We start from the raw sequence: 23,329 nt of genomic DNA on the forward strand, positions 1-23,329 counted from the left end.
GTGGGCGAGATCAAGCCAGTGTGGAAATCGGCAGTTTTCGTCGCCCGGAAAAGCCTTTCTGCCGCAGCGCCGTCGCGTTGACTTCACCGAACCAATTCCCTATAAGCCGCCCCAATCTGCCGTAGGCGCCCTTTCGAGGGCTCGACCGGCAAGCACCTTGCTGCAGTCAAGAATAAGAGGAACCGCGCGCCGGCGTGGTCAGATCGTATGTCGAAACGCACTTTCCAGCCGAGCGTACTCGTTCGTACCCGTCGCCACGGCTTCCGCGCCCGCATGGCGACCAAGAACGGCCGCAAGATCCTGAACCGCCGCCGCGCTGTCGGCCGCGCCAAGCTCTCGGCCTAAGGCATTGGCCGTGAACACGGCCAACCCGCAGGAAAGCGCTTTGCCGCACGAAAGCGCTTTGCCGCAGGAGGTCGCTTTGCGGCGCCTCAAGAACCGGTCCGAATTTCTGGGAGCCGCCCGAGGCAAGCGCGTCGGGCGCTCTGCGTTTTCGCTACAGGCGAACGCGCGTGACCTCGAGGAGCCGGGTATCGGCTTCACGGTCACCAAACAGATGGGCAATTCGCCACAGCGCAATCGTATTCGCCGTCGCCTCCGGGCGGCCGCCAAGGCTTGCGCCAGCGGGTTCGAACCCCAACATGACTACGTGCTCGTCGGGCGCCGCGAGGCGTTGAGCATTCCGTACGGCCAGTTGGTCGATGACCTCGGTGCCGCCATTTCCAAGATTCATCTGAAGAAGAAGAGCTGATGCAGTCCGAAAACAACCGCAACATGATCATTGCGATCGTGCTCAGCGTCGTGGTGCTGTTCGGATGGCAGTTCTTCATTGCCGGACCACAGCTGGAGCAGGCGCAGAAGCGCGCCGCCCTCGAGCAGGCGGCGCAGCAGCAGGCCGGTGCGCCTGCCGCGACGGACACCAGCCTCGCGACGCCCGCAGCCAATGGTACGGCCCCCGCCGCAGTTGGCGAGGGCGTCGGCAATGCCACCTTTGCCGACCGCAACGCCGCGCTGGTCGCGACGCCGCGCATCAAGATCGATACCCCGGCGCTCAGCGGCTCGGTCGCCCTCACTGGCGGCCGCCTCGATGACCTGCAGCTCAAGCGCTACACCGAGACAGTCGACGCCAGCTCCCCGATCGTCACTCTGCTGATCCCGCCGGGTGCGCCGGGTGGGTATTATGTCGAGCAAGGCTGGGCGCCCGTAGGCAGTGCGACCACGGTGCTCCCGGGCGCCGACACGGTCTGGGCCGTCGAGGGCGACAACCAGACCGTCACGACTGCGACGCCGGTGACGCTGGTATGGGACAATGGCGCCGGGCTCATCTTCCGCCGCACGGTCGGCGTCGATGAGAACTACCTGTTCACCATCACCCAGTCGGTCGAGAACAAGACCGGCGGCGATGTGGCGCTTTACCCCTACTCGCGCATCGTGCGGCAGGGCATCCCGCACGTGCAGAACTTCTTTGTCCAGCACGAAGGCCCGCTCGGCGTGCTCGGACCCAACAACCTAGTGTCGAAGAAGTACTCTGACCTCAAGGCCAACGAGCCGGTGGACTATACCAGCCCGACCGGTGGCTGGCTCGGCATCACCGACAAATACTGGGCGACGGCCGTGCTGTCGGAACCCGGCAAGCCGCTCAATGCGCGCTTCTCGCGGTCGTTGTCCGGCGCGCTCGATATCTTCCAGACCAGCTTCGTCGAGAGCACCCCGGTGGTCGTGCCGGCGGGCGGCAAGGCCGAATCGAAGTCCTTCGTGTTCGCCGGCGCCAAGCAGACGCGCATCATCGATGCCTACGACAAGAATTACGGCTTCGATCGGCTCGAGCTGCTGATCGACTGGGGCTGGCTGCACTTCATCACCCGCCCGATGTTCGAGCTGATCCAGTTCCTCTACGGCATCCTTGGCAATTTCGGCCTCGCGATCCTCGGGGTGACCGTCATCGTCAAGGCGCTGTTCTTCCCGCTGGCCAACCGCTCCTACGCCTCGATGGCGGCGATGCGGCGCGTGCAGCCGGAAATGAAGGCGATCCAGGAACGCTTCAAGGAAGATCGTCCTGCCCAGCAGCAGGCGATGATGGAGCTCTACAAGAAAGAGAAGATCAACCCGCTCAGCGGCTGCTGGCCGGTGCTGATCCAGATTCCGGTGTTCTTCTCGCTCTACACCGTCATCTTCATCTCGCTCGAGATGCGCCACGCGCCGTTCTTCGGCTGGATCGTCGATCTCGCGGCGCCCGATCCGACCAACATCTTCACGCTGTTCGGCCTGATCCCGTGGAACCCCACCACGCTGCCGTTCGTCGGCAACCTGCTGCACCTCGGCGTCTGGCCGCTGCTCATGGGCATCACCATGTGGGTGCAGATGAAGCTCAACCCGCCGCCGCCGGATCCGACGCAGGCGATGATCTTCAACTGGATGCCGATCATCTTCACCTTCATGCTGGGCTCGTTCCCCGCCGGCCTCGTAATCTACTGGGCCTGGAACAACCTGCTCTCGGTGACGCAGCAGTATTTCATCATGAAGCGCCACGGCGCCGAGGTGAACCTGCTCAGCAACATCGCCGCCACCTTCAAGCGCAAGCCGAAGGCCGCGGACGGCAAGGCGAGCTGACGCAACAAGGGTGATCAGGTGCTGGACACCATCTGCCTGATCACCGGGCCCCGCACCGGGGCCAACCACCTGATGCAGCTCGGCGGCAACTTCGCCGAGTTGAAGACCTTCCCCGAACTGTTCGAGAGCCTTGCGGAGCGCATCGAGCCGGACAACGTGCTCGAGCGCGCGGCGGCCGAAGCGCAGGCCGAACGCAAGCGGGTCCTCACCTTCAAGCTCTGGCACGATACACTCGAAGCCGAGACGGTGGAGCAGCTGGTGCTGTCGCGCCCAGGCACACGGGTGATCTTCGTCGTCCGCCGCCAGATCGATGCCTATGTCAGCTGGTGCAAGGCGATCGAGCTGGGCAAATGGCAGGGCGTCGATACCTCGGGCGTCCGCCTCACTCTCGATGCCAACGACTTCGCGGCGTGGATGGAGGCGCAGGAGCGCTGGTACGACCGCTGGCGCAACTGGCTCAACCGGCGGTTCCTGCCAGCCCCGATCCTCCGCTATGAGACCGATCTCGACCAGCCACCGGAATGGGCGCTGCGCCGTTTCGCTGCTGCCGCGGCACAGGTCGGAGTGACGCTGCGGGTGCCGGCGAGCCTTCCCGTCGCCGGGCTCACCAAGCAGGACCGGATCAAGGCCGCCGCCGACAAGGTCGACAACTGGCCAGCTTTCTCGAAGGCGCTGGTGGCGCGCGACCTCGAGAAGCGCGCCTTCGGCTATCCGGTCTAGCCTTCCCTTCCGGCGCCGCCTCCCCTATGGGAAGGCGATGAGCGAGACACAAGCAAAGTTCAGCGAAGACCAGATCGAGGCCGGGCGGCTGTTGTTCGCGCGGCCGTTCGTCTTCATCAAGGGGTGCGTGCGCATCGCCGACCTGCCGCCGGCCGACCGGATGGAGATTGCCTTTGCCGGCCGCTCCAATGTCGGCAAGTCGTCGCTGATCAATGCGCTGACCGGCACCACTGCCCTCGCCCGCACCTCGAACACGCCGGGCCGGACGCAGGAACTCAACATCTTCGAGAGCCAATCTGACGAACTCCGCATCGTCGACATGCCCGGCTATGGCTATGCCAAGGCGCCCGAGGACAAGGTGAAGCAGTGGACGCGGCTGATCCACCAGTACCTCACCGGCCGACCGAACCTCCGGCGCGTCTATGTGCTGATCGACGGCCGCCATGGGCCGAACGCCAACGACGCCTCAGTGATGAACGAGCTCGACAAGGCGGCGGTGAGCTACCAGATCGTCGTCACCAAGGCGGACAAGCCGAACAAGACCGAACTCGACGCGGCCCTCGCCAAGACGCGCGCGGCGATTGCCAAGCGCCCGGCGGCGCATCCCGAGCTGATCCTCACGTCGAGCGAGACCAAGCTGGGCATGGAACAGCTGCGGGCCGAGATCCGGCAGCTGATGGAGCACTAGCGGGCGAGGAACGCCCCTAGCCAGCCGGCAACGTCCTTGCTGTGCGACGGCTTTGCTACCGATCCGACCGCCGTGTCCACCACCTCGTCCGGTGCCTTGCCGCGGCGGAGTTCGGCTAACGCCAGGGTGTAGTCGTCGAGGAATTCGGGGTGCGGCTGGAGGCTCAGGGCCTTGCCGTTCTTGTAGACGAGGCCGGCGTTCGGGGTGAATTCGGAGCCGAGGAACACCTCCGCGTCCTTTGGCGGGACGATCACCTGGTCCTGGTGAGAGCAGGCGATGGAGAGGGTTGGCAGGTCGGTGGCGAGGAAGGTGGGGCGCGCCTTCACCTCGTAGGTGTGGCGGCCGAGGCCCCAGCCCTTCTCGGACTTGCGCACGTCACCGCCCAGGGCGTCGGCCATGATCTGGTGGCCGAAACAGATGCCCAGCATCGGCGTATCGGCGGCGTAGGCCGAGCGGATGAAGGCGCGCAGGGGATCGAGCCAGGCGTAGTCGTCGTAGACGCCGGCGGCGGAGCCGGTGATCAGGATGCCGTCGAGCTTGCTCGCATCGGGGAACGCGGCGCCGTCGTAGACCGGCGCGGTCTCGTATTCGAAGGGCTGGCCGGCCTCGTCGAACATGCGCTTGAACATTGGCGGGTAAGCGCCGAACTGGGGGCGCAGGGCGGCGGGGACGTCGCCGGTCTGGATGATCGTGAGCTTCATGGCGAACGAGAAATGGATCGGTTCGCGCGGGGACGCAAGATGGCGGGCAGCGCGGCTGGGTTGCGCAGAAAAAGGGGCCCGCGCTTCTGTGCGAGCCCCAGTTTGGAGAGTTCGGTGATCGGGATCAGCCCTCGGCGGGGGTAAAGGTCAGCGCTAGGCCGTTCATGCAGTAGCGCAGGCCCGTTGGCTGCGGGCCGTCGGTGAAGACGTGGCCGAGATGGCCGCCGCAGCGGCGGCAATGAACTTCAGTGCGGGCTATGCCGAGCGTGTTGTCGGTGGCCTCGCCGACGGCGTTGTCGAGCGGCTGATAGAAGCTGGGCCAGCCGGTGCCGCTCTCGTACTTGGTCTTGGAATCGAACAGTGGCAGTTCGCAGCCGGCGCAGTTGAAGGTGCCGACCCGATGCTCGTTGAGCAGCGGAGAGGAACCCGGCGCCTCAGTGGCTTCGTGGCGCAGCACCTCGAAGACCTTTGGCGGGAGCTTGGCCTTCCACTCCTCTTCGGTGAGCGTGATTTCGAAAGTGCCCTCCGCGGCGCGGCTGGCGCCCATCGGGCGGAACATCAGCGCTGCCGCGCCGAGGGCGGCTACGGCGGTGCCGCCGAGTAGAAAAGTACGGCGATCGACTTGCATGGGATGAGGCCTTTTCAGCGGTTGCCGGCAGTTTATCCGCCCTGTCGGCCAGGAGCATTCAAATGCTCGTGTCCCGCAAGGCAAACCCAGCGGGACACGAAACAGGCAAGGCCCATCTTGCGGCGGACAGATGGGCCAGTGCCGAAGGTTACATCTTGGGCAGAAGCACCTTGTCGATGACGTGGATCACGCCGTTCGACTGGACGACGTCGGCGATGGTCACGTTGGCGACGCCACCGGCTTCGTCAGTGATTGTGACCTTGCCGCCATCGGCCTTCAGCCACAGCTTGCAGCCGCCCACCGTGGTGACCTCGTGGGTACCGCCATCGTCCATCGCCATCTTGGTGATGTCGGTCGACATCGCCTTGGCGGCGATGACGTGGCAGGTGAGGATCTTCACCAGCTGGTCCTTGTTCTCGGGCTTCAGCAGGTTCTCGACAGTACCGGCCGGGAGCGCATCGAAGGCGGCATTGACGGGAGCCAGCACGGTGAACGGGCCAGCGCCTTTCAGCGTCTCGACCAGGCCAGCGGCCTTCACGGCGGCGACGAGCGTGGTGTGATCGGCCGAGTTCACGGCGTTGTCGATGATGTCCTTGGTTTCCGACATCGGCGCGCCGCCGACCATCGGGTTCTCGGCAAAGGCAACACCGGAGATCGCGGAGACCGACAGCATGGCCGAGACGGCAAGTGCGCGAAGAGTGGAGAGCTTCATTGTTTGGTTCCTTCCTTTGGCAGTGTCCGCGTTGTTCTCTTGGCGGGACAGCGTGAGATACGGAGGGAACTTCCGGCCGGTTTCGGATCACATTTCGCTTCTGGCGGGATTATTTGGGGGTGGTGGCGAAACTTCTTAGATGGAGTTTTCGTAGCCGCGCGGGAGGGGTTGCTGGCCTAGACGGCCCCCTCCCGGCCTCCCCCATGAAGGGGGAGGTGAAGAGTCGAGGCTGTGGTTCGGTCGTGCCCGATGCTCGATGCGGCACCTCCCCCTTCATGGGGGGGCCGGAAGGGGGCCGTCTGCTGGTGGATGCGACCGGTCAGATCGCGGTCGCCATGCCCTTGGCGACGATGGGCCCCTGGGGGGCGCCGGTGGGCGAACCGCCCTTCTGCTCGAGGGTGACGGCGAGGACGGTGCCTTCGCCGAACTCGCCGGGCATGGGTGGCATCTTCATGTCGGAGCGGCCCATCGGAACCACGCCCATTGAGATCGGGGCGTTGGCGCCCTGGATGGCCCAGAGCTCGTAGTCCTTGTCGGGCACCGCATCGCCGCTCAGCGCGGTGAGCCGGACGCTGCCGGTCATCGGGTTGTAGAGCGCGACGAAGCTGACATTGCTGCCCTGCTCGCTCAATGCAGCCACCAGTTGGTTGGCGAACATCTGCGGGTCGAGCCGTGGCGGTTGCAACAGGTTGACGCCGATGGCGACCACGGCGACCGCGGCGGCTGCCCCGGCCAAGCCACGCCACAGCGCCAGCGAATTCCACCAGCCGCCGCGCGCTTCCGGCTGGCCGCCGAACAGCCGCGTTTCCAGCCGGGACAGCCCGCCGGCGGGCGCCGTCACTTCGGCGAACTCGTTGTCGAGCGTCGCGAGCCGGGTGCGCCACAGGCGGAGGTCGATGGCGAGGTTCGGCTCGGCGGCGATGCGATGCGCGACGGCGGTCAGCTCGGGGCCCTCGAGCAGGCCGAGCGCGTATTCGGCGACCAGGACCTGGTCGTCTTCCCTACCGCCGCTGTGACCTTCCGTGCTCATGCCGACAGGCACTCTCTCAGTTTCAACAGGCTGCGCCGCAGCCAGGTTCGCATCGTGTTCAGCGGCACGCTGTGGCGCGTCGCCAGTTCCTCGTAGCTGAAGCCGTCGAGATAGGCCCCGCGCACACAATCGGCCTTGTCGCTCTCGAGCTCATCGAGGCAGCCGTCGATGCGCGTGCGCTCGGAACTGTCGATGGTTGCCTGTTCTGGATCAGGCCCACCATCGGCAAGGTCGAGCACGAGGTCGATATCATCGCTCACCGGCTTTCGCGCCCGAAGTGCATCCAGGGCATGGTTGCGGGCGACCGCCACCAGCCAGCTGATCGGGCTGTAACCTCCCGCCACATAGCGGTCGGCGCGTTGCCAGATCTTGACGTACACTTCCTGCAGCGCCTCTTCGGCTTCCGCTCTGTCCTTGAGGATACGCAGCGTTACGCCGAAAAGTTTCGCGCTGGTGCGGTCGTAGAGATCACGAAAGGCCGCACGATCCCGCAACGCGATGCGGGCAATGAGGTCGGCGATCTCGGCGCTCGCGGGGCTGCTCATGGCGCGAACTTAGCCAAAGGCTCGTCATATGCCTATCCCTGCCCCCGCCGGTCACGAAATCTTCGTGTTTGTTTTGTTGATGCGCGCCGGGGCTCAAAAGCGCTTTCGACTCCGGCGGAATGCGCTATAGGACGAGACACAATGGATACACAGCGCAAGATGCCCGATATCGAGAGCTTCTCCCGGGACGCCGCCGTCCTGTCTCAGGCACTGCCTTATATGCAGCGCTACGAGGGCAAGACCGTCGTCGTGAAATATGGCGGGCACGCCATGGGCGACAACGCGCTAGGCCAGGCCTTTGCGCGCGACATAGCGCTGTTGAAGCAATCGCGCGTCAATCCGATCGTGGTGCATGGCGGCGGGCCGCAGATCGCCTCGATGCTGAAGAACCTCGGCATCGAATCGAAGTTCGAGGGCGGGCTGCGCGTCACTGACAAGCGGACCATGGAAGTGGTCGAGATGGTGCTGGCCGGCTCGATCAACAAAGAGATCGTGGCGCTGATCAATGCCGAAGGCGAATGGGCCATCGGACTTTGCGGCAAGGACGGCAACATGGTCTTTGCCAAGAAGGCCACCAAGACCGTCAAGGACCCCGGCTCGAACATCGAGCGCGAGCTTGATCTCGGCTTCGTCGGCGAGCCGGTGGAAGTCGACCGCACGTTGCTCGACCAGCTCGCCCGTTCCGAGATGATCCCGGTGATCGCGCCGGTGGCGCCAGGGCGCGACGGCAACACCTACAATATCAACGCCGATACGTTTGCGGGCGCCATTGCCGGCTCGCTCGGCGCCAAGCGCCTGCTGTTCCTGACCGATGTCGACGGCGTGCTCGACGCCAACAAGAAGCTGATCCCCGAGCTGTCGATGCGCGATGCCAAGGCGCTGATCGCCGACGGCACCATCAATGGCGGGATGATCCCGAAGGTCGAGACCTGCCTCGAGGCGCTGGACAACGGCGTCGAGGGCGTCGTGATCCTCAACGGCAAGACCCCGCACGTGGTGCTGGTCGAGCTGTTCACCGAGCATGGCGCCGGAACGCTGATCGTCCGGTAGGGCGAGCAGTTCCTCCGGCGGTCACGGCGCAGGCCGTGACCCGGTGCTCAGCCCCATCCAGTCGCTCGGTTTTTCCGACCGCGCCGTCAGATCGTGTCCCATGAGACGCGAGTTGCGGCTCTCGCCCGGCTGGCGGCTGGTGTGCGGGAGGCTGCGCGACGTTGTCCGGTTGTGCATCGCCCTGCCCCTTACTGCTTCAGCCACGGTGTTTCGAGGCTCCAGAATACCGCGTCGACGCCGAGGTAATCGTCGGCGAAGGCAATGAACTCGTCCTTGGTGAAGGGCTTGCCGGTCTTGTCGTTCTTGTAGGTGAGCGTCGGCTCCTGCACGGCCATGCCGACGAAATCCAGCTTGCCCTTGTATTGATTGAAGAATGGGTAGGAGTTCTTCATCTGGCCCTTGCGCCAAGGGACAATGTCGGGGCCGCCCAGGCCGATGTTGTTGGCGGCGGCTAGCTCGAACAGGCGGCTCATGTAGGTGTGGTCGTTCTCCCACTCGCAAGGCCAGAAGTTCACGTACTGGACCACCTTGGATGCTGTGAAAGCCTGACGGGCGACCATGAGATTCTGCAGCTCGGCGTCGAAGTAGGCGTCGCAGCTGAAGCCGGTCTTGTCGGCCTTCATGTCGATGTCTATCGCCGTCTCCGGCAGGTTGACGCCGTAGACCTTGCCGTCGAAGCGCACAGCCAGCGCTTGCAGGAGCGCCTGGTAGCGAGCCCTCACCGCCGGGTTCCACTGCATGGTGGTCCAGCCATAGGCTTGAGTCTTGTCCTCGCCCGGGTTGTCGACCTGCGGTACCAGCCCACCGCCATATTCGGCACCTTCGAGCACGTAGTCGGGGATGTTGCGGGCGAGGGGCGAGAAGAAGCGGTCCTGGATCTGGATGAAGAGTTTCTTTCCGAGCCGCCCGGTCTGCGCCAGGTCGCGCTCGATGGCGGAGAAGTCGTACTCGCCTTTCGCCGGCTCGAGGGCGCGCCAGTTGTAGACCACCTGGGCACCTTCGATGTCGGGCCGCGCCAGCACGGACTCGGCAGCTTCGAGGTCGCCGTTGCCGGTATAGATGAAGTTCTCAGCGGCGCGGGCGTTGGCGGCGAGGCCGGTGGCCAGCGCGAAGAGGACGACGGCGGTCAGGCCGAAGGTGGTGAGGCTGTTCACGGCGGCTCCTGGCGTTTGGTGCACGCGAGATGGAGGCGCAGTTGGCCGACACCGCGACCGCTATGTGGCATTTTACGGAAACTCGTCAGCAATGGTTAGCCAATTGCCAACGTGGCGGATCGATCAGGGCTTCTGATGCCGGGCCAGCAGTTCGCCGGTCATCTTCTCCTGCAGCGCCATCGACTCGGTGAGCACTGCCTCGACTACCTGCAGTTCCGCTACCGAGTATTTGGCGAGGAGAACTTCGCCCGCCGCGCCCAATGGCAAATAGGCCTCGGCGGTAACCCGGTGCGCCTCCTCGGCGGCCTCCACCCAGACTTTTCGCCGATCGCCGGGGTCGGGACGCCGGCGGACGAAGCCGCGCTTTTCCAGCCGGTCGATCAGCGCCGTCACCGCCGCCGGGGTCAGCCTGATCTCGCGGGCGATGGCGCTGGCAGTTTGCGGGCCGAGCCAGAGGAAGCTCAGGCACAGCCGCTCGGACGCGTTGAGGCCGTAGATGGCGCCCACGGCCTCATCATGTTTCTGCGTGGCATCCTGCCAGCGCACCACGATGCGACCGAGGGTTTCGATGAGGGCGGCTTTGTCGGGGGTTGACATTATTGTTCGATCATCTAATTGTTAGATTGTCTAATAATAAGGCGTTCGTACAATGTCACCTATCGATAGTCGCCCCGCAAGGGCAAAAACCAACCATCCCCAGATCGCCATCTGCGGCGCCGGCATCGGTGGCCTGGCGCTGGCTCTGGCACTGCAGCAGAAGGGACTGAGGCCGGTGGTCATCGAACGGCGCCGCGCGGCTCAGATCCGCTCAGACGGGCTGTTCCTGACGCTGGCCCCCAATGGCATCAATGCGCTGAGGGCGCTCGGCCTCGCCGATGCGGTGATCGCGGCGGGCCTCGATACCAGCGGCATTGCCATCTTCAACGAGCACGGCAAGCGGTTGGGGCTGATGGACTACGCCGGGCATCGCGAGGCGTTCGGCGCGCCGTCGGTCACCATCGGACGCGGCGCGCTCGGCGGCGCGCTGCTCGATGCGGCGGAAGCAGCCGGCGTGATGCTGCGGCTTGGTGAAGACCTGACCGGCATCGATGAAACCGAAGCCGGCGTCACCATCGAAACCGGATCAACGCGCGAAATGTTCGACATGGCGATCGCCTGCGACGGCCTGCGCTCGACGGTGCGGCGGCTCTGCTTCCCGGAGCTGCCGGCGCCCCGCTATTCCGGCCTCATAGGTACCGGCGGGCTGGTCGACGTGCCGGAGATCGCCCCGACTGATGGCGTCATGTACATGACCTTCGGCAAACGGGCGTTCTTCGGCTACCTCAAGCAGGGGAACGGACCGGTGCTGTGGTTCAACACCTATCCCGCCGCCGAAAACGAGGCCGGGCCGGTTGCCGATCCCTCAGCCTATGCGGCCAAGGTCGCGGCCATGCACGCGGACGATCCGCTCGACAATCGGCGGATCCTTGCCGCGGTGACGCGCATCGATCGCAATTTCCCGGTCTATGACATGGACGGCTTGAGCCGCTGGTCGACGCTGCGCGTGCTGCTGATGGGCGATGCCGCCCATGCGGTGGCGCCGCATTCGGGCCAGGGTGCCTCGATGGCGATCGAGGATGCCGTGGTGCTGGCCGCCTGCCTCGACGAACAGCCGGAGCCGGCTGCCGCGTTCCGGCGCTTCGAGGCGTTGCGCCGGCAGCGAGTCGAGACCGCCATCCAGATCGGCCGGATGGCCGGATCGCAGAAGCACGCGCAGAGCTGGCTCTCCCTCCGCATCCGCGACCTGATCCTGCCCGTGGTGATGCCGATGGGGGTGAGGGCGCAGCAGCGAATGTTCGGCTTCAGGGCCGACCGCACCCCGCTCACCCAACCAACCCAGTAAAGGAGAACGACATGGCCAACCGCCCACCCCTCACCCCCGATGAAGAATGGCGCTACGCGCAGACGGCGCTCAGCTGGCATGGCTGGGGCTCGCCCGTCGGCCTCGGCATCGGGCTTGTCTGCCTCAGCCTCGCCGCGCTGGTCGGACGCTTCGTCATCCTCGGGTTCTAGCCGAGCCGGTCACGGCTCCGGCTGCTGCCAGGAGAGGCCCATTTCAGCCCGCACCTCGATGCTACCGAAGCGGGCCATGGCATCGCGACCGGCGATCTCCGCCGCCTCGGCGAGATCGCGCGCCTCGATCACCAGGACGCCGCCCAGGTGCTCCTTGCTTTCGACGTAGGGGCCGTCGGTAGCCGAAACCTTGCCACCGCGGGAGCGGACGACCCTCGCGGTCTCCGGCTCCTTGAGGGCGAGATCGAGGACGAACTGGCCGCTGGCCTTGAGCGCCCTATTGGTTTCCTGGTTCTGTCGATCCATCGCCGCCAGCTCTTCGGGCGTCGCGGCTTCGATCAGCGATTTGTCGACGTGGACGAGGCAGACATAGCGCATGGGTTCCTCCTTCGGCTTCACAGCTAGTCGAGGTAGCGACGGCGACATCGACATTCGCCGGGCAAAAAAGAAAGGGGCGCCCGCAGGGGCGCCCTGTCCATTGCTCTATGCCTCGACCGGCACCGCGGGCGCCGCCGGGGCGCCGGCACCTTGATCCGGGCGTTTGATCCTGAGGAACGGCACCAGCACCACGACCAACCCGAAGGCGACGATCTGGTAGAGGATCGCCGGCCCCGCAGCCTGGGCGAAGGCGACATGCGGCGGGTTGCCGGCGGCAAAGCCGGCGGAAAGCTGGGTGAAGAAGATCTGCCCGACCAGCGCCACACCGATGGCGCCACCGACCTGCTGGAAGGCCTGCAGCGCGCCCGAGCCGGCACCGGCATCGCGCGGCGGCACGCCCGACAGCACCGACTGGAACAGGCCGGAGAAGCCGAGGCCGAGACCGAGGCCGGCCAGCAGCAGCGGCGGCAGGAAGGTCCAGTGGTCGACGGAATCGCCAAGGCCGCGGATGATGAAGTCGAGCCAACCGATCCCGAGCACCAGCATCGCCGCGCCCAGCGCCAGCCGGGTGCGCAGGTAACGCTGGCCGAGACGGCCGATAAACAGCGAGATGGCAAGCACGCCGACCGAGAACGGGGTGTTGGTGAGGCCGGACATCAGCGGGGTGAAGTTGTAGCCCGATTGCAGCAGCAGCGAGATCACCATGAACATCGCCGGGATGCCCGAGGCGAAGATGGTGGTGATGAGCAGGCCCAGCAGATAGTTGGGATTGCTGATCAGGCTGAAATTCAGCAGCTGCGGCAGATCAAGGCGAGCGCGGTGGCGCTCCCAGATGACGAAGAGGCCGGTGAACAGCAGGCCAACGCCCATCAGCCCCCACAGCCATGTCGGCCAGCCGAGGGTGTGGCCCTCGACCAAGGCATAGACTATGGCGACGGTGGCCGCGCCGAACAGCGCGATGCCGACGAAATCGTTCTTCAGCGTCGGATGGCCTGGCGTGCGGGGGATGAGGTACCAGCCGGCGACGACGGCAAGGATGCCGAACGGGACGTTGACGAGGAAAATCGGACGCCAGTCCAGGCCGGCGAAGTTGGCGCCGATCAGCAGCCCACCGACGATCGGGCCGGCAACCGCGGCAAGGCCGGCGCTGAGGCCGAACAGGGAGAAGGCCTGGCCCTTCTCCTCGGGCGGGAAGGTGACCTGGGCGATGGCGAGGACCTGCGGGGTCATCGCCGCACCGGCGAGGCCTTGCAGCACGCGGGCAACGATCAGCCACTCGATCGAGGGGGCGAGGCCGCAGAAGGCGGAGGCCAGCGTGAAGGCGGCGACGCCGATGAGGAACATGCGGGTGCGGCCGACGATGTCGCCGAGCCGGCCGAATGGCAGAAGGCCCAGCGCGAAGGCGAGCACATAAGCGGCGATGACCCACTCGATCTGGCTGGGATCGGCGCCGAGGTTCTGCTGCAGGCTGGGCAGCGCGACGTTGACGATGGTGACGTCGATGAGATTCATGAAGCTGGCGAGCAGCAGGACGGCAAGCGCCACCCAGCGGCGCGGATCGGCATCGGCCTTGGATTGCGGCACGTGGAATTGCGAAGACATGGCTAGTTCCTGGTCTCTGGCGTTTGGTGGCGAACGGCGCGGCGCAACTCGGCGCACAGCCGTTCGAAATACTGGGGGGTGGTATCGGGGCCGCGGCCGAAGCCGACCAATGCTCCGATGAACATGCTCGAGGCCGCCTCGGGGTCGAGGTCCGGCCGGAAGGTGCCGTCGGCGAGGCCGGCGACGAAAATGGCGGCAACCATCTGGTGCCATTTGTGCAGGATCGGCTGCATGGCGGCGTGGATCACGGCGTCGCGCCGGGCCCGCTCCATCAGCTCCGACATCACCGCGAGGGTCTCGCGCTGCTCGTAGAACATCTCGCGGAAGTCGAAGAACTCGTGCTCCAGTCGCTCGCCAGGCGACAGGTGGGCACGCGGGCGGAGCAGCGACTGGGCCCGGAAATCGTCGCGCATGGTGTCGGCGACGAGCCCGATCAGCGCCTCCTTGGTGGGCACGTGATAGTGCAGCGTCGCGACATTGATGCCGACACGCGCGGCGATATCGCGGGTCCTGAGGCCCTCGAAGCCTTTCTCGACGATGAGATCGCGCGCCGCTGCCGCGATGGCGCGGCGGCGATCGTCGGTGGTCTCGCGCTTGCTGGTCGGGCTGGTGAGGGTCATCGGATTTCCTGGCTCGCCGACAATGTCGCGCCAAACATCGGCATTTCGACATTCGGCTCCGGGCGAGGCCAGGCACATACACCCGGGAAATCTTTCAATCAAGTGATTGATTGATCAAATTGCGGAGGTCGAGGTGGTGGCGGTGCACAGCCCTGCAATCAGCGCGGGGTGAAAGTTCGCGGCTTATCTGCCATATTGGTGGGATGAACGATCTTACTCCTCCGCCCCGTTCGCTCTCCCACGTCACCGACTGGGTGTTCGACCTCGACAACACGCTCTACCCGCGCGAGTGCAACCTGTTCGCGCAGATCGACATGCTGATCTCCCACTACATGGTCGGGGTGACGCAGCTGCCGTTCGACGAGGCGCGGGCGCTGCAGAAGGCCTATTACCGCGACTACGGCACGACCCTGAACGGGCTGATGCAGCTGCACGAGGTCGATCCGGACCACTTCCTCAACACGGTACATGCGATCGACTATTCGCCGGTCGCGGCACACCCCGACCTGGTCGACGCGATCCGTGCGCTGCCGGGGCGGAAGTTCATTCTCACCAATGGCGACGTGGGCCACGCGAGGGCGGTACTGAACCGGCTGGGTAACGCGGACGAGCTGTTCGAGGACATCTTCGACATCCGCGCCATGAGCTACCGGCCGAAGCCGCTGCCCGAGGCCTATGACGCGTTCTTCCGCAAGCACGGGATCGACGCGCGGCGGGCCGCGATGTTCGACGATCTCGAGAAGAACCTCGTGGTGCCGCACGATACCGGCATGACCACCGTGCAGGTGATCGCCGGCGAGGCGTTTGCACACGAGCAGGTGGAAGCCTGGGAACTGGAACGCACCGGCGGGGCGCATGTGCACCATATGACGGCGGACCTGGCCGGATTCCTCAGAAAGCTGCCATGAGCTGGTACGAGCAAGCCGGCGTCATCCTCTTCACCGAGGATTTCGAGCGCTGCCTCGCCTTCTATCGCGACCTCCTCGGGCTGCCGGTGATGCTCACCACGGCGAGCGTGGCGGCGCTGAAGTTCGGCGATGGCTACATCATGGTCGAGGGCGGCGGGGTAGCTGCAGCGACGGGAAAGTCACGCGCCCAGAGCCCGGTGACGCTACGCTTCAACGTCGCCGACGTGGATGCGGCGGCCGATCAGCTGCGCGCCAAGGGCATCGCGGTCGAGGTGAGCCACTGGGACTGGGGCATCATCGGCGGCTTCGTCGATCCGGACGGCAACCGGTGTGAGTTGCGCAACCACTTCGACGGCACGTTCGCACCGAAGCGCTAGCCAGTGGCCAGCGTCACTTCCGGCAAATTGTAGTGCTCGCGGATCACGTTCCAGCCATCCTCCGCGCTATCCACCACGGTGAACAGTTTCGGATCGTCGGGCGCGATGGTGCCGGCTTCCGCCAACGCCTCGAAGTTGATCACCTTGTTCCAGAACTCCTTGCCGAACAGCAGTAGCGGGATCCGGTCCATGCGGCCGGTCTGGATCAGGGTGAGCGTCTCGAAGAACTCGTCCAGCGTGCCGAAGCCGCCGGGGAAGATGGCGACGGCGCGGGCGCGCAGCAGGAAGTGGATCTTGCGGGTCGCGAAATAGTGGAAATTGAAGCAGAGGTCGGGGGTGATGTAGGCGTTCGGCGCCTGCTCGTGCGGCAGGACGATGTTGAATGCGATGTTCGGTGCGCCGACATCATCGGCCCCACGGTTGCCGGCCTCCATGACGCCGGGCCCGCCGCCGGTCACCACGACGTAGTCGCGGAATCCTAGCGCCCGCGAGGTGAGCGAGGCGTACTGGGCAAAGCGCCGCGCCTCCTCGTAGTAGCGCGAGGCGATCTCGAGGTTCTTCTTCTGGGTCTCGTTGCGAGCAGCCCAGGCGGGCTTGCCCGGCTCGGGGATACGGGCACCGCCGAACAGCACAACGGTCGAGCGGATGCCGTGCTCGCGCAGGCGGAACTCGGTCTTCAAATACTCGAGCTGGAAGCGGATGCCGCGGGTATCCTCCGAGGTCATGAACTCGTCGTCGGAGAAGGCGAGGCGGAACGCGGCGGATTCGGTCTGCGGCGTCGACGGCGCACGTTTTGCCGCATCGATGTCTTCGACCGAGGTGCGAAGCGGGGTATGGGCGCGTGTGGCCATTCTGGCAGTCTCCGAAACTAGGCGATGAGCTTGTCATGGCCGGGGTTAAGGATCGTTGACAGGCGAACCGAGCCGGATAATGTCCGGCGCGCCTTCCTGCCACCCGATCCGAAAGCACTTTCCATGTCGCATGCCGATCTCGCCCAGACCATCGATGCCGCCTGGGAGGCGCGCACCGAGATCAGCTCCAGCACGCAGGGCGCGGTCCGCGAGGCCGTGGAGACTGCCCTTGAGCTGCTCGACAGCGGCAAGGCGCGCGTCGCCGAGAAGTCTGCCGACGGCTGGACGGTGAACCAGTGGCTGAAGAAGGCGGTGCTGCTGAGCTTCCGGCTCAACGACAACGCCGTTATCCAGGGCCCCGGCGGCACCACCTGGTGGGACAAGGTGCCATCCAAGTTCGAGGGCTGGGGCGAGAACCGCTTCCGCGAGGCCGGCTTCCGCGCCGTGCCGGGCTCGATCGTGCGGCGCGGTTCGCATATCGGCCGCGGCGTGGTGCTGATGCCCAGCTTCGTCAATATCGGCGCATTCGTCGACGAGAACTCGATGGTCGATGGCTGGGCGACGGTCGGCTCGTGCGCGCAGATCGGCAAGAACGTGCACCTCAGCGGCGGCGTCGGCATTGGCGGCGTGCTCGAGCCGATGCAGGCCGGCCCGACCATCATCGAGGACAACTGCTTCATCGGCGCCCGCTCCGAGGTGGTCGAGGGCGTGGTGGTCGGCGAGGGCTCGGTGCTGTCGATGGGCGTCTATATCGGCGCCTCGACCAAGATCGTCGACCGGGCGACCGGCGAAATCCACATCGGCAAGGTACCGCCCTACTCCGTGGTGGTGTCGGGCAACCTGCCGGGCAAGCCGCTGCCGAACGGCCAGCCGGGCCCGAGCCTCTATTGCGCGGTGATCGTGAAGACGGTGGACGCGCAGACGCGGTCGAAGACCGGCATCAACGAACTGCTGCGGGACTAGTGATACCGCCGACTCTCAAATAGGGTCGCCGTCGGGATACAGTCGCGGCGGGGGCAGCGGTGGGCGTCGGGTTTCTTTACTTTTCGACCAAGGGGCGGATTACGCGGCAGGCCTGGTGGCTGGGAGCCTTGGTGCTCGGCGCATTGGTGATCGCCTTCGTAATGGCCGCCATGTTCAGTGGTGCAGCTCTATCTCCGGCGGCCTTCTTCTGGTTGTTCGGGGCAACCTCAGTCGCGGCTTCCTATCCCTACTATTGCCTGTCGGTGAAACGCCTGCACGATGGCAACGAGAACGGCCGTCTCCTCTTGGCCTACCTGGTCCTCTCGGCTATCGCAATGATCGCGCAGACATGGTTCATCACGACGGTCCTGCTGCCCAGCATGGAGACGAGGGCGTCGCTCACGACCATGCTGATGCCGTCCTTCTCGACGCTCAGCAACGTCCTCGGAGCGCTCACCGCAATCCAGTCGGCATGTGGTCTCTATCTGCTTTACCTGCTCGGGTTCCAGATGGGGACGAAGGGCGCCAATAAGCATGGCCCCGATCCCCTCCGACCCCCGGTTCCCGCGGCCTAGCGGCGCGGCTGGTAGGATTGCGGCGACTCTACTAGGCTCGCGCCTGCGGCATGAGGGCGCCGCGGGAAGCCATAGAGGGAATAATGGACTTTCAGTATCTCTACACCAAGACCGAAGGTCGGATTTCGCGCAAGAGCTGGTGGATCGGCGCGATCGTGCTGGCGGTTGCCAACATCCTCATCTCGATGCTCATCCTGCCGCTGGTGGGCCTGGGCGGCCCCAACATGGCGGCGATCATGGCCAACACCACCGATCCCGCGCAGATCGCGACCATTGCCACCGGAGTGATCCAGGCCTCGGCATGGGGCAGCCTCGTGGTGTTCCTGATCTTCGCCTATCCGGCCTATTGCCTGTCGGTGAAGCGCCGGCACGACAAGAACAATGCCGGCCGCGACGTGCTGATCTACTTCGGCGTCACGGTCGTGCTGCTGCTGATCCAGGCACTGGGTCTGGGCTACACGATGACCGACATCCAGGGCGTGACGGTACCGATGCCGAGCATGCTGTTTTCGGTGATCGGCGCGGCGGTCGGCATTTTCGGCATCTACATGCTGGTCGTCCTCGGGTTCCTCAAGGGCACCGACGGCACCAATGACTACGGCCCCGATCCGCTGACCAGCGGCGCGGCCGCGACCGCGTAACCAGAACGACGGACGGGACATGCCCGCATCACTCGGGATCGATCCCGTCCAACTTCTCGCAGAGCTGATCCGGCAACCTTCGGTCACCCCAGAGCTTGCCGGGGCGTTCGATGTGCTCGAGGCGACCCTGACGCCGCTCGGGTTCAGCTGCCAGCGCCTGCGTTTCGAGGGTGATGGCTCATATCCGGTCGACAACCTGTTCGCGACGCGCGGCAGCGGCGGCAGGCACCTGCTGTTTGCAGGGCATACCGACGTGGTGCCGCCGGGTGACACGGCGGCGTGGCGGCACCCGCCGTTCGCTGCCGAGATCGTCGACGGGACGATTTATGGGCGCGGGTCGGCGGACATGAAGTCGGGGATCGCGGCGTTCGTTGCCGCGCTGTCCCGCGTGCCTGACGCCGGCCACATCTCGCTTGCGATCACCAATGACGAGGAAGCCGACTCGGTCAACGGCACCGACAAGCTGATGGCCTGGGCGGAGGCTGAGGGCCATCGGTTCGATTTCGCCATTGTCGGCGAGCCGAGCGCTACGGCGCGGGTGGGTGACAGCATCAAGGTGGGGCGGCGCGGGTCGCTCAACGGGCAGATTCGGGTGACCGGGACGCAGGGGCATGTTGCCTACCCGGACAAGGCCAACAATCCGCTGCCGGTGGCGGCGCTGCTGATCGGCGCGCTGACCGGCAAGCTCGATGACGGCACCGAGCATTTTCCGCCGTCGAACCTCGAATTCACCTCGGCCGACGTGGGCAACGAGACGACCAACGTCATTCCGGCCTCGGTGCTGCTGCGCTTCAACGTGCGCTACAACGACCGCTGGACGCCCGAGAGCCTGATCGAGGCGATCAACGAGGTGATCGGCAACCAGGACGCGCGCAGCTGCGCGGTGGAATTCACCGTGGCGGGGCGGCCATCGCGCTCGTTCCTGTCGCCGCTCGGGGGTGGGGTGGAGACGCTGATCGAGACGATCGCGCGGCGCACCGGCATCCCGCCGGAGCTCTCGACCGGGGGCGGCACATCGGACGCGCGGTTCATCGCCGAATACTGCCCGGTCGTGGAGTTCGGGCTGCCCGGTCCGACCATGCATAAGGTGGACGAGAACGTGCGGGTCGCCGATGTCGAGGATCTGACGGCGGTCTACGCCGCGTTCATTGCCGACTATCTGGGAGCCAAGTGATGGCCAACGGTTTCTACCGCGCCATCGACGTGGTGAGCCGGGCAGTGTTCGGTAAGGCCCCAGCCCCTGGCGACGCTGCGGCGAGCGTGACCTGGACGCATGCGGTGACCGGCATCGTCGTGCTGGCGGTCCTGCAGGCCGCGATCCTCATGGTTCCCTTTGCCGGCATGCTACCTGAGGCGCTGCGGGTCGTAGTCGACTTCGCTGCCGTGGCGCTGATCATGCTGGCGGTGCCGTTCGTAGTGCTCGGCGGAGCGGCGCTGCTGCTGAACAAGCGCGAGAAGCTGCCGGCGCTCTTCTTGTTCCTCGCACTGGTGCTGGCGATCAGCCAGATCGTCGGGCTGGTGCTCGGCGCGCTCGGCGTCAGCTCGGGCACGGCGCTGATCGGCATCCTCGCCTTCTTCACCGCACGGGCGTCGAAAAGCCTGCTCGGGGTCGGCTGGGGTGGGGCGATCTTGATCGGCGCGCTGGTCGCGGTCGGCACATTCGCCGCGAGCTTCCTGTTCCTGGCCTTGCCGACCGGGCAGGCGATGCTGGCGGCGCCATGAACGCTTTCGGCGAGCTGTGGCGCGCCATCATCGGCTGGCTCGACCTGCTGACGGCGCGTCCGGGGGCGGCGGAGAAGTTCAATCTTACGGGTCTGGGCCTCGTCAACGCGGCCGGCTGCTATTTCGCGGTGGTGATGCTGCTGATTGCCGCCGAGAGTATGCTGAGCGGCTTTCCCGGCTGGGGGCTGATCGCCCTCAGCCTCGCGGTGAATGCGGGGCGGCTCGCGACCGTCTGGGCGGTCATCTGGATCACGGCGCGGCTGCTCTCGGCGCCGGCCGTCGCCATGGCGGTGCCGAGCACCTATGCGATGGCGTTCATCCTGGCGCTGTCGCTGCCCCTCGCCTATTTCGGCGGGCCGAACCTGATCGTTGCGACGCTCGGGGTCACCGGCTTCATGCAGTATCGGGTGGCGCGCGAAATCGGCAAACTGCGGATCGGCATTTCCGTCGCGTTTGCCATTCTTTCGGTCGCCGCGCTTGTCGCCGTCCGAGTCGGGCTCTACATGCTGACCTCCGGTATGCAGGGAATTGGCTAGTGCCCGAACGCAGCAACGAGATCTGGGATGAGGTGAGCTCGGCCGCGCGCGGCGTCGCGGGGCTGGTCATCGGCAATCGCCAGTCGGGCAGGTATTTCGATTTCTCGACGCGCGGCCTCGTCGGCAGCTTCATTGCCTTCCTCACGGTCACGCTGATTACCGCTGCGCTGCCGCTGCTGCTGGGGGTGCCAGGCGCCAAGGGATCGGTGTTCCGGGCGGTGATGACGGTCATCATCCTGTTCGGCTTCCAGATCGCTTTCTCGGCCATCTTGCTGCGGCAGCTGAGACGCCTCGATGGCCTCGTGCCTTATCTGGTTGCCGACAACTGGGCCTCGTTCTTCCTCACGCTCGCCAGCACGCTGCTCAGCCTGTTCGGCATCGGCGGCGAATTCCTGCTGATTGCCGTCGGCATCGTGGTGATCGTCATCGAGATCAATATCGCGCGCCTGATCGTCACGCTGTCGGCGTGGCAGATTGCCATGTTCCTCGTGGCGCAGCTGGTCGGGGTCAGCATCGCACTGCTGATCGTCGGCGTGGTGTTCCCGCTGTCGCCGGAGCAGTTGGCCGAACTGAACGCCGCGGCGGCTAGTAGTCGACCCTAGTGAGATAGAGCCCGTCGGGCGGGGCCAGCGGGCCGCAGCGGGCGCGATCGCGCGCGTCGAGCGCAGCGCGGAAGTCGCGTGGCTGCCATTTGCCGTCGCCCACCAGCTTCAGTGAACCCACCATCGAGCGCACCTGGCTGTGAAGGAAGCTCCGCGCCTTGGCCGTGACGACGATCATGTCGGACTGCTGCGACACGGTGAAGATATCGAGGGTGCGATCGGGCGATTTTGCCTGGCACTCGGCGGCGCGGAAGGTGGTGAAGTCGTGCTTACCGAGGATGAGCTGGGCGGCCTCGTGCATACGGTCGGCATCGAGCTGCACGGGCACGTGCCAGACACGGCCCATGTCGAGGCCAGGACGAGCCCGGCGGTTGAGGATGCGGTACTCGTAGTGCCGGGCGATGGCGGAGAAGCGGGCCTCGAAGCTCTCGTCGACCAGGTCGGCAGTGAGGATCGCCACCGGGTGCGGCTTGGTGTGATAGTTCAGGGCTTCGCGGACCTTGAACGGGTCCCAGTCGCGCTCGAGGTCGAAATGGACGACCTGGCCGAGGGCATGGACGCCGGCATCGGTGCGGCCGGCAGCCTGGGTGACGACGCTCTCGCCGGAGAAGCGCTCGATGGCTTCCTCAAGCAGTTGCTGAACCGACAGATCGTGCGCCTGCCGCTGCCAGCCGCAGAAGGGGCGGCCGTCATACTCGATGCTGAGGCGGTAGCGGGGCATTAGCCCGCCCGTTCCGGCAGCGCCCCGGCTCCGCGCAGGAACGTGGCGGCATCCATCGCGCCCTTGCCCTCGCGCTGCACCGCGGTCAGCCTCACGGCACCGCTGCCACAGGCGATGGTAAGATCGGGAAGGATTGTGCCGGGCGCGCCGAAGCCTGGGATCAGGGTCGAGCGCAGCGCCTTGATGCGGGTCGGCGTGCCGTTGAGCTCGAGTTCGAACCAGGCGCCGGGGAATGGCGAGAGGCCGCGGATCAGGTTGTGGACCTCAGCCGCCGGCTTGCCCCAATCGATGCGGGCTTCGGCCTTGTCGATCTTGGCGGCGTAGGTCACGCCTTCTTCGGGCTGCGGGGTGAAGTGCAGGCTGCCGCGTTCGAGTGCCGCCAGCGCCCGGCCCATCAGGTCGGCGCCGACCAGCATCATCTTGTCGTGCAGCTCGCCCGAGGTCATGTCGGGGCCGATGGGCATTTCCTCGATCAGGCCGACGGCGCCGGTATCGAGGCCCTCGTCCATCTGCATCACCATGATGCCGGTGCGCGCGTCGCCGGCCATCACCGCACGCTGGATCGGCGCGGCGCCGCGCCAGCGCGGCAAGAGCGAGCCGTGGAGGTTGAGGCAGCCGAGACGCGGCGCTTCTAGGATCGGCTTGGGCAGGATCAGGCCGTACGCGACGACCACCGCAACATCGGCATCGAGCGAGGCGAACACTTCCTGCTCGGGCGCCTGCTTGAGGCTGCGCGGGGTGAAGACGGGGATACCGAAGTTCTCGGCCGCCTCGTGCACCGGCGACTTGCGCTCGGCCTGGCCGCGGCCGGCGGGCTTTGGCGCACGGGTGTAGACGGCGACGACTTCGTGGCCGGTGGAGACGATCTCGGTGAGGGTGGGCACGGCGAATTCCGGCGTGCCCATGAAGATGATTTTCATATGTTCCGGTCTCTCGGTGGTCG

Annotated in this window: 30 protein-coding genes; 17 read left to right on the top strand and 13 right to left on the bottom strand. The window is 65.7% G+C overall.

The window, feature by feature from the left end; all coding sequences use genetic code 11:
- Positions 1 to 207 precede the first annotated feature (207 nt).
- From rpmH to yihA, 5 genes are read left to right on the top strand one after another with little or no spacing between them, the layout of a single operon-like run.
- On the top strand, positions 208 to 345 hold the full coding sequence (rpmH, locus tag AC1DWU_RS14595) for a 50S ribosomal protein L34 (protein ID WP_477150720.1): 138 nt from the start codon (positions 208 to 210) through the stop codon (positions 343 to 345).
- A gap of 10 nt (positions 346 to 355) precedes the next feature.
- Positions 356 to 751 carry a ribonuclease P protein component gene (gene rnpA / locus AC1DWU_RS14600; RefSeq protein WP_477150721.1) on the top strand — a complete coding sequence of 132 codons (396 nt, stop codon included), beginning with the start codon at positions 356 to 358 and terminating at the stop codon, positions 749 to 751.
- On the top strand, positions 751 to 2,610 hold the full coding sequence (yidC, locus tag AC1DWU_RS14605) for a membrane protein insertase YidC (protein WP_477150722.1): 1,860 nt from the start codon (positions 751 to 753) through the stop codon (positions 2,608 to 2,610). The genes rnpA and yidC overlap by 1 nt, the downstream gene beginning before the upstream one ends.
- An 18-nt stretch (positions 2,611 to 2,628) precedes the next feature.
- Complete coding sequence (locus AC1DWU_RS14610) at positions 2,629 to 3,330, top strand: hypothetical protein (RefSeq protein WP_477150723.1); 702 nt, start codon at positions 2,629 to 2,631, stop codon at positions 3,328 to 3,330.
- Positions 3,331 to 3,367: 37 nt separating this feature from the next.
- Positions 3,368 to 4,018 carry a ribosome biogenesis GTP-binding protein YihA/YsxC gene (gene yihA / locus AC1DWU_RS14615; RefSeq protein WP_477150724.1) on the top strand — a complete coding sequence of 217 codons (651 nt, stop codon included), beginning with the start codon at positions 3,368 to 3,370 and terminating at the stop codon, positions 4,016 to 4,018.
- Here yihA and AC1DWU_RS14620 read toward each other — a convergent pair.
- From AC1DWU_RS14620 to AC1DWU_RS14640, 5 genes are all read right to left on the bottom strand, one after another.
- The gene (locus AC1DWU_RS14620; RefSeq protein WP_477150725.1) at positions 4,015 to 4,719 is read right to left on the bottom strand and encodes a type 1 glutamine amidotransferase; all 705 of its coding nucleotides are present in this window, start codon (positions 4,717 to 4,719) and stop codon (positions 4,015 to 4,017) included. The genes yihA and AC1DWU_RS14620 overlap by 4 nt on opposite strands.
- 124 nt (positions 4,720 to 4,843) lie before the next feature.
- Positions 4,844 to 5,347, bottom strand: coding sequence for a peptide-methionine (R)-S-oxide reductase MsrB (gene msrB / locus AC1DWU_RS14625; protein ID WP_477150726.1), 504 nt, complete (start codon positions 5,345 to 5,347; stop codon positions 4,844 to 4,846).
- Positions 5,348 to 5,495: 148 nt separating this feature from the next.
- Entirely contained in the window at positions 5,496 to 6,059 is a 564-nt protein-coding gene (locus tag AC1DWU_RS14630; protein ID WP_477150727.1) for a fasciclin domain-containing protein, read from the bottom strand.
- Positions 6,060 to 6,378: 319 nt separating this feature from the next.
- Positions 6,379 to 7,089, bottom strand: coding sequence for an anti-sigma factor (locus AC1DWU_RS14635; RefSeq protein ID WP_477150728.1), 711 nt, complete (start codon positions 7,087 to 7,089; stop codon positions 6,379 to 6,381).
- Positions 7,086 to 7,634: a sigma-70 family RNA polymerase sigma factor gene (locus AC1DWU_RS14640; RefSeq protein ID WP_477150729.1), complete on the bottom strand. Its 549-nt coding sequence runs from the start codon at positions 7,632 to 7,634 to the stop codon at positions 7,086 to 7,088. The genes AC1DWU_RS14635 and AC1DWU_RS14640 overlap by 4 nt, the downstream gene beginning before the upstream one ends.
- 141 nt (positions 7,635 to 7,775) lie before the next feature.
- Here AC1DWU_RS14640 and argB point away from each other — a divergent pair, with 141 nt between their 5' ends.
- Complete coding sequence (gene argB, locus AC1DWU_RS14645) at positions 7,776 to 8,684, top strand: acetylglutamate kinase (RefSeq protein WP_477150730.1); 909 nt, start codon at positions 7,776 to 7,778, stop codon at positions 8,682 to 8,684.
- A 188-nt stretch (positions 8,685 to 8,872) separates the two neighbouring features.
- Here argB and AC1DWU_RS14650 read toward each other — a convergent pair whose 3' ends face one another.
- Together AC1DWU_RS14650 and AC1DWU_RS14655 are read right to left on the bottom strand one after the other, a co-directional pair.
- Positions 8,873 to 9,838: a hypothetical protein gene (locus AC1DWU_RS14650; protein WP_477150731.1), complete on the bottom strand. Its 966-nt coding sequence runs from the start codon at positions 9,836 to 9,838 to the stop codon at positions 8,873 to 8,875.
- Between the two features lie 123 nt (positions 9,839 to 9,961).
- Entirely contained in the window at positions 9,962 to 10,435 is a 474-nt protein-coding gene (locus AC1DWU_RS14655) for a MarR family winged helix-turn-helix transcriptional regulator (RefSeq protein ID WP_477150732.1), read from the bottom strand.
- A 52-nt stretch (positions 10,436 to 10,487) separates the two neighbouring features.
- Between AC1DWU_RS14655 and AC1DWU_RS14660 the strand changes: the two genes are divergently transcribed.
- Together AC1DWU_RS14660 and AC1DWU_RS14665 are read left to right on the top strand one after the other, a co-directional pair.
- Entirely contained in the window at positions 10,488 to 11,720 is a 1,233-nt protein-coding gene (locus AC1DWU_RS14660; RefSeq protein ID WP_477150733.1) for an FAD-dependent oxidoreductase, read from the top strand.
- 11 nt (positions 11,721 to 11,731) lie between these two features.
- The gene (locus AC1DWU_RS14665) at positions 11,732 to 11,890 is read left to right on the top strand and encodes a hypothetical protein (RefSeq protein ID WP_477150734.1); all 159 of its coding nucleotides are present in this window, start codon (positions 11,732 to 11,734) and stop codon (positions 11,888 to 11,890) included.
- A 9-nt stretch (positions 11,891 to 11,899) separates the two neighbouring features.
- Here the strand turns inward: AC1DWU_RS14665 and AC1DWU_RS14670 are convergent, their stop codons facing one another.
- From AC1DWU_RS14670 to AC1DWU_RS14680, 3 genes are all read right to left on the bottom strand, one after another.
- Complete coding sequence (locus tag AC1DWU_RS14670; protein ID WP_477150735.1) at positions 11,900 to 12,268, bottom strand: YciI family protein; 369 nt, start codon at positions 12,266 to 12,268, stop codon at positions 11,900 to 11,902.
- 105 nt (positions 12,269 to 12,373) lie between these two features.
- The gene (locus tag AC1DWU_RS14675; protein WP_477150736.1) at positions 12,374 to 13,870 is read right to left on the bottom strand and encodes an MFS transporter; all 1,497 of its coding nucleotides are present in this window, start codon (positions 13,868 to 13,870) and stop codon (positions 12,374 to 12,376) included.
- Between the two features lie 2 nt (positions 13,871 to 13,872).
- Positions 13,873 to 14,490: a TetR/AcrR family transcriptional regulator gene (locus AC1DWU_RS14680; protein WP_477150737.1), complete on the bottom strand. Its 618-nt coding sequence runs from the start codon at positions 14,488 to 14,490 to the stop codon at positions 13,873 to 13,875.
- Positions 14,491 to 14,693: 203 nt separating this feature from the next.
- On the opposite strand from AC1DWU_RS14680, the gene AC1DWU_RS14685 reads away from it, so the two are divergent.
- Positions 14,694 to 15,398, top strand: coding sequence for a pyrimidine 5'-nucleotidase (locus AC1DWU_RS14685; RefSeq protein WP_477150738.1), 705 nt, complete (start codon positions 14,694 to 14,696; stop codon positions 15,396 to 15,398).
- The gene (locus AC1DWU_RS14690) at positions 15,395 to 15,775 is read left to right on the top strand and encodes a VOC family protein (RefSeq protein WP_477150739.1); all 381 of its coding nucleotides are present in this window, start codon (positions 15,395 to 15,397) and stop codon (positions 15,773 to 15,775) included. The genes AC1DWU_RS14685 and AC1DWU_RS14690 overlap by 4 nt, the downstream gene beginning before the upstream one ends.
- Here AC1DWU_RS14690 and AC1DWU_RS14695 read toward each other — a convergent pair.
- A complete protein-coding gene (locus AC1DWU_RS14695) occupies positions 15,772 to 16,626 on the bottom strand; it encodes an LOG family protein (protein WP_477150740.1) in 855 nt (284 codons plus the stop codon). The genes AC1DWU_RS14690 and AC1DWU_RS14695 overlap by 4 nt on opposite strands.
- Before the next feature lie 123 nt (positions 16,627 to 16,749).
- Between AC1DWU_RS14695 and dapD the strand changes: the two genes are divergently transcribed.
- The 7 genes from dapD to AC1DWU_RS14730 all read left to right on the top strand — a co-directional run bounded on the left by dapD (position 16,750) and on the right by AC1DWU_RS14730 (position 21,665).
- Positions 16,750 to 17,589 (top strand): 2,3,4,5-tetrahydropyridine-2,6-dicarboxylate N-succinyltransferase, encoded by an 840-nt coding sequence (dapD, locus tag AC1DWU_RS14700; RefSeq protein WP_477150741.1) that lies wholly within the window; start codon positions 16,750 to 16,752, stop codon positions 17,587 to 17,589.
- Between the two features lie 59 nt (positions 17,590 to 17,648).
- On the top strand, positions 17,649 to 18,164 hold the full coding sequence (locus AC1DWU_RS14705; protein WP_477150742.1) for a DUF805 domain-containing protein: 516 nt from the start codon (positions 17,649 to 17,651) through the stop codon (positions 18,162 to 18,164).
- 83 nt (positions 18,165 to 18,247) lie between these two features.
- Entirely contained in the window at positions 18,248 to 18,805 is a 558-nt protein-coding gene (locus AC1DWU_RS14710; protein WP_477150743.1) for a DUF805 domain-containing protein, read from the top strand.
- Positions 18,806 to 18,824: 19 nt separating this feature from the next.
- Positions 18,825 to 19,979, top strand: coding sequence for a succinyl-diaminopimelate desuccinylase (gene dapE, locus AC1DWU_RS14715; protein ID WP_477150744.1), 1,155 nt, complete (start codon positions 18,825 to 18,827; stop codon positions 19,977 to 19,979).
- The gene (locus tag AC1DWU_RS14720) at positions 19,979 to 20,527 is read left to right on the top strand and encodes a hypothetical protein (RefSeq protein WP_477150745.1); all 549 of its coding nucleotides are present in this window, start codon (positions 19,979 to 19,981) and stop codon (positions 20,525 to 20,527) included. The genes dapE and AC1DWU_RS14720 overlap by 1 nt, the downstream gene beginning before the upstream one ends.
- Positions 20,524 to 21,063, top strand: a complete 540-nt coding sequence (locus AC1DWU_RS14725) for a hypothetical protein (protein ID WP_477150746.1) — start codon at positions 20,524 to 20,526, stop codon at positions 21,061 to 21,063. Before AC1DWU_RS14720 ends, AC1DWU_RS14725 begins: the two co-directional genes overlap by 4 nt.
- The gene (locus tag AC1DWU_RS14730; RefSeq protein ID WP_477150747.1) at positions 21,063 to 21,665 is read left to right on the top strand and encodes a hypothetical protein; all 603 of its coding nucleotides are present in this window, start codon (positions 21,063 to 21,065) and stop codon (positions 21,663 to 21,665) included. Before AC1DWU_RS14725 ends, AC1DWU_RS14730 begins: the two co-directional genes overlap by 1 nt.
- Here the strand turns inward: AC1DWU_RS14730 and truA are convergent.
- Positions 21,649 to 22,386: a tRNA pseudouridine(38-40) synthase TruA gene (truA, locus tag AC1DWU_RS14735; protein ID WP_477150748.1), complete on the bottom strand. Its 738-nt coding sequence runs from the start codon at positions 22,384 to 22,386 to the stop codon at positions 21,649 to 21,651. The two genes, AC1DWU_RS14730 and truA, sit on opposite strands and share 17 nt — an antisense overlap.
- Complete coding sequence (gene fmt / locus AC1DWU_RS14740; RefSeq protein WP_477150749.1) at positions 22,386 to 23,306, bottom strand: methionyl-tRNA formyltransferase; 921 nt, start codon at positions 23,304 to 23,306, stop codon at positions 22,386 to 22,388. Before fmt ends, truA begins: the two co-directional genes overlap by 1 nt.
- Positions 23,307 to 23,329 lie beyond the last annotated feature (23 nt).

Source organism: Devosia sp. P2_G7 (assembly GCF_056403495.1).

Coding starts and splice junctions, on each gene's coding strand:
- argB (WP_477150730.1), top strand. CDS start 7,776: ATGGATACACAGCGCAAGATGCCCGATATCGAGAGCTTCTCCCGGGAC.
- truA (WP_477150748.1), bottom strand. CDS start 22,386: ATGCCCCGCTACCGCCTCAGCATCGAGTATGACGGCCGCCCCTTCTGC.
- AC1DWU_RS14670 (WP_477150735.1), bottom strand. CDS start 12,268: ATGCGCTATGTCTGCCTCGTCCACGTCGACAAATCGCTGATCGAAGCC.
- AC1DWU_RS14665 (WP_477150734.1), top strand. CDS start 11,732: ATGGCCAACCGCCCACCCCTCACCCCCGATGAAGAATGGCGCTACGCG.
- AC1DWU_RS14685 (WP_477150738.1), top strand. CDS start 14,694: ATGAACGATCTTACTCCTCCGCCCCGTTCGCTCTCCCACGTCACCGAC.
- dapE (WP_477150744.1), top strand. CDS start 18,825: ATGCCCGCATCACTCGGGATCGATCCCGTCCAACTTCTCGCAGAGCTG.
- AC1DWU_RS14695 (WP_477150740.1), bottom strand. CDS start 16,626: ATGGCCACACGCGCCCATACCCCGCTTCGCACCTCGGTCGAAGACATC.
- yidC (WP_477150722.1), top strand. CDS start 751: ATGCAGTCCGAAAACAACCGCAACATGATCATTGCGATCGTGCTCAGC.
- rpmH (WP_477150720.1), top strand. CDS start 208: ATGTCGAAACGCACTTTCCAGCCGAGCGTACTCGTTCGTACCCGTCGC.
- AC1DWU_RS14620 (WP_477150725.1), bottom strand. CDS start 4,719: ATGAAGCTCACGATCATCCAGACCGGCGACGTCCCCGCCGCCCTGCGC.
- AC1DWU_RS14635 (WP_477150728.1), bottom strand. CDS start 7,089: ATGAGCACGGAAGGTCACAGCGGCGGTAGGGAAGACGACCAGGTCCTG.
- msrB (WP_477150726.1), bottom strand. CDS start 5,347: ATGCAAGTCGATCGCCGTACTTTTCTACTCGGCGGCACCGCCGTAGCC.
- dapD (WP_477150741.1), top strand. CDS start 16,750: ATGTCGCATGCCGATCTCGCCCAGACCATCGATGCCGCCTGGGAGGCG.
- AC1DWU_RS14655 (WP_477150732.1), bottom strand. CDS start 10,435: ATGTCAACCCCCGACAAAGCCGCCCTCATCGAAACCCTCGGTCGCATC.
- AC1DWU_RS14690 (WP_477150739.1), top strand. CDS start 15,395: ATGAGCTGGTACGAGCAAGCCGGCGTCATCCTCTTCACCGAGGATTTC.
- yihA (WP_477150724.1), top strand. CDS start 3,368: ATGAGCGAGACACAAGCAAAGTTCAGCGAAGACCAGATCGAGGCCGGG.
- AC1DWU_RS14680 (WP_477150737.1), bottom strand. CDS start 14,490: ATGACCCTCACCAGCCCGACCAGCAAGCGCGAGACCACCGACGATCGC.
- AC1DWU_RS14660 (WP_477150733.1), top strand. CDS start 10,488: ATGTCACCTATCGATAGTCGCCCCGCAAGGGCAAAAACCAACCATCCC.
- AC1DWU_RS14675 (WP_477150736.1), bottom strand. CDS start 13,870: ATGTCTTCGCAATTCCACGTGCCGCAATCCAAGGCCGATGCCGATCCG.
- AC1DWU_RS14630 (WP_477150727.1), bottom strand. CDS start 6,059: ATGAAGCTCTCCACTCTTCGCGCACTTGCCGTCTCGGCCATGCTGTCG.
- AC1DWU_RS14720 (WP_477150745.1), top strand. CDS start 19,979: ATGGCCAACGGTTTCTACCGCGCCATCGACGTGGTGAGCCGGGCAGTG.
- fmt (WP_477150749.1), bottom strand. CDS start 23,306: ATGAAAATCATCTTCATGGGCACGCCGGAATTCGCCGTGCCCACCCTC.
- AC1DWU_RS14710 (WP_477150743.1), top strand. CDS start 18,248: ATGGACTTTCAGTATCTCTACACCAAGACCGAAGGTCGGATTTCGCGC.
- AC1DWU_RS14725 (WP_477150746.1), top strand. CDS start 20,524: ATGAACGCTTTCGGCGAGCTGTGGCGCGCCATCATCGGCTGGCTCGAC.
- AC1DWU_RS14640 (WP_477150729.1), bottom strand. CDS start 7,634: ATGAGCAGCCCCGCGAGCGCCGAGATCGCCGACCTCATTGCCCGCATC.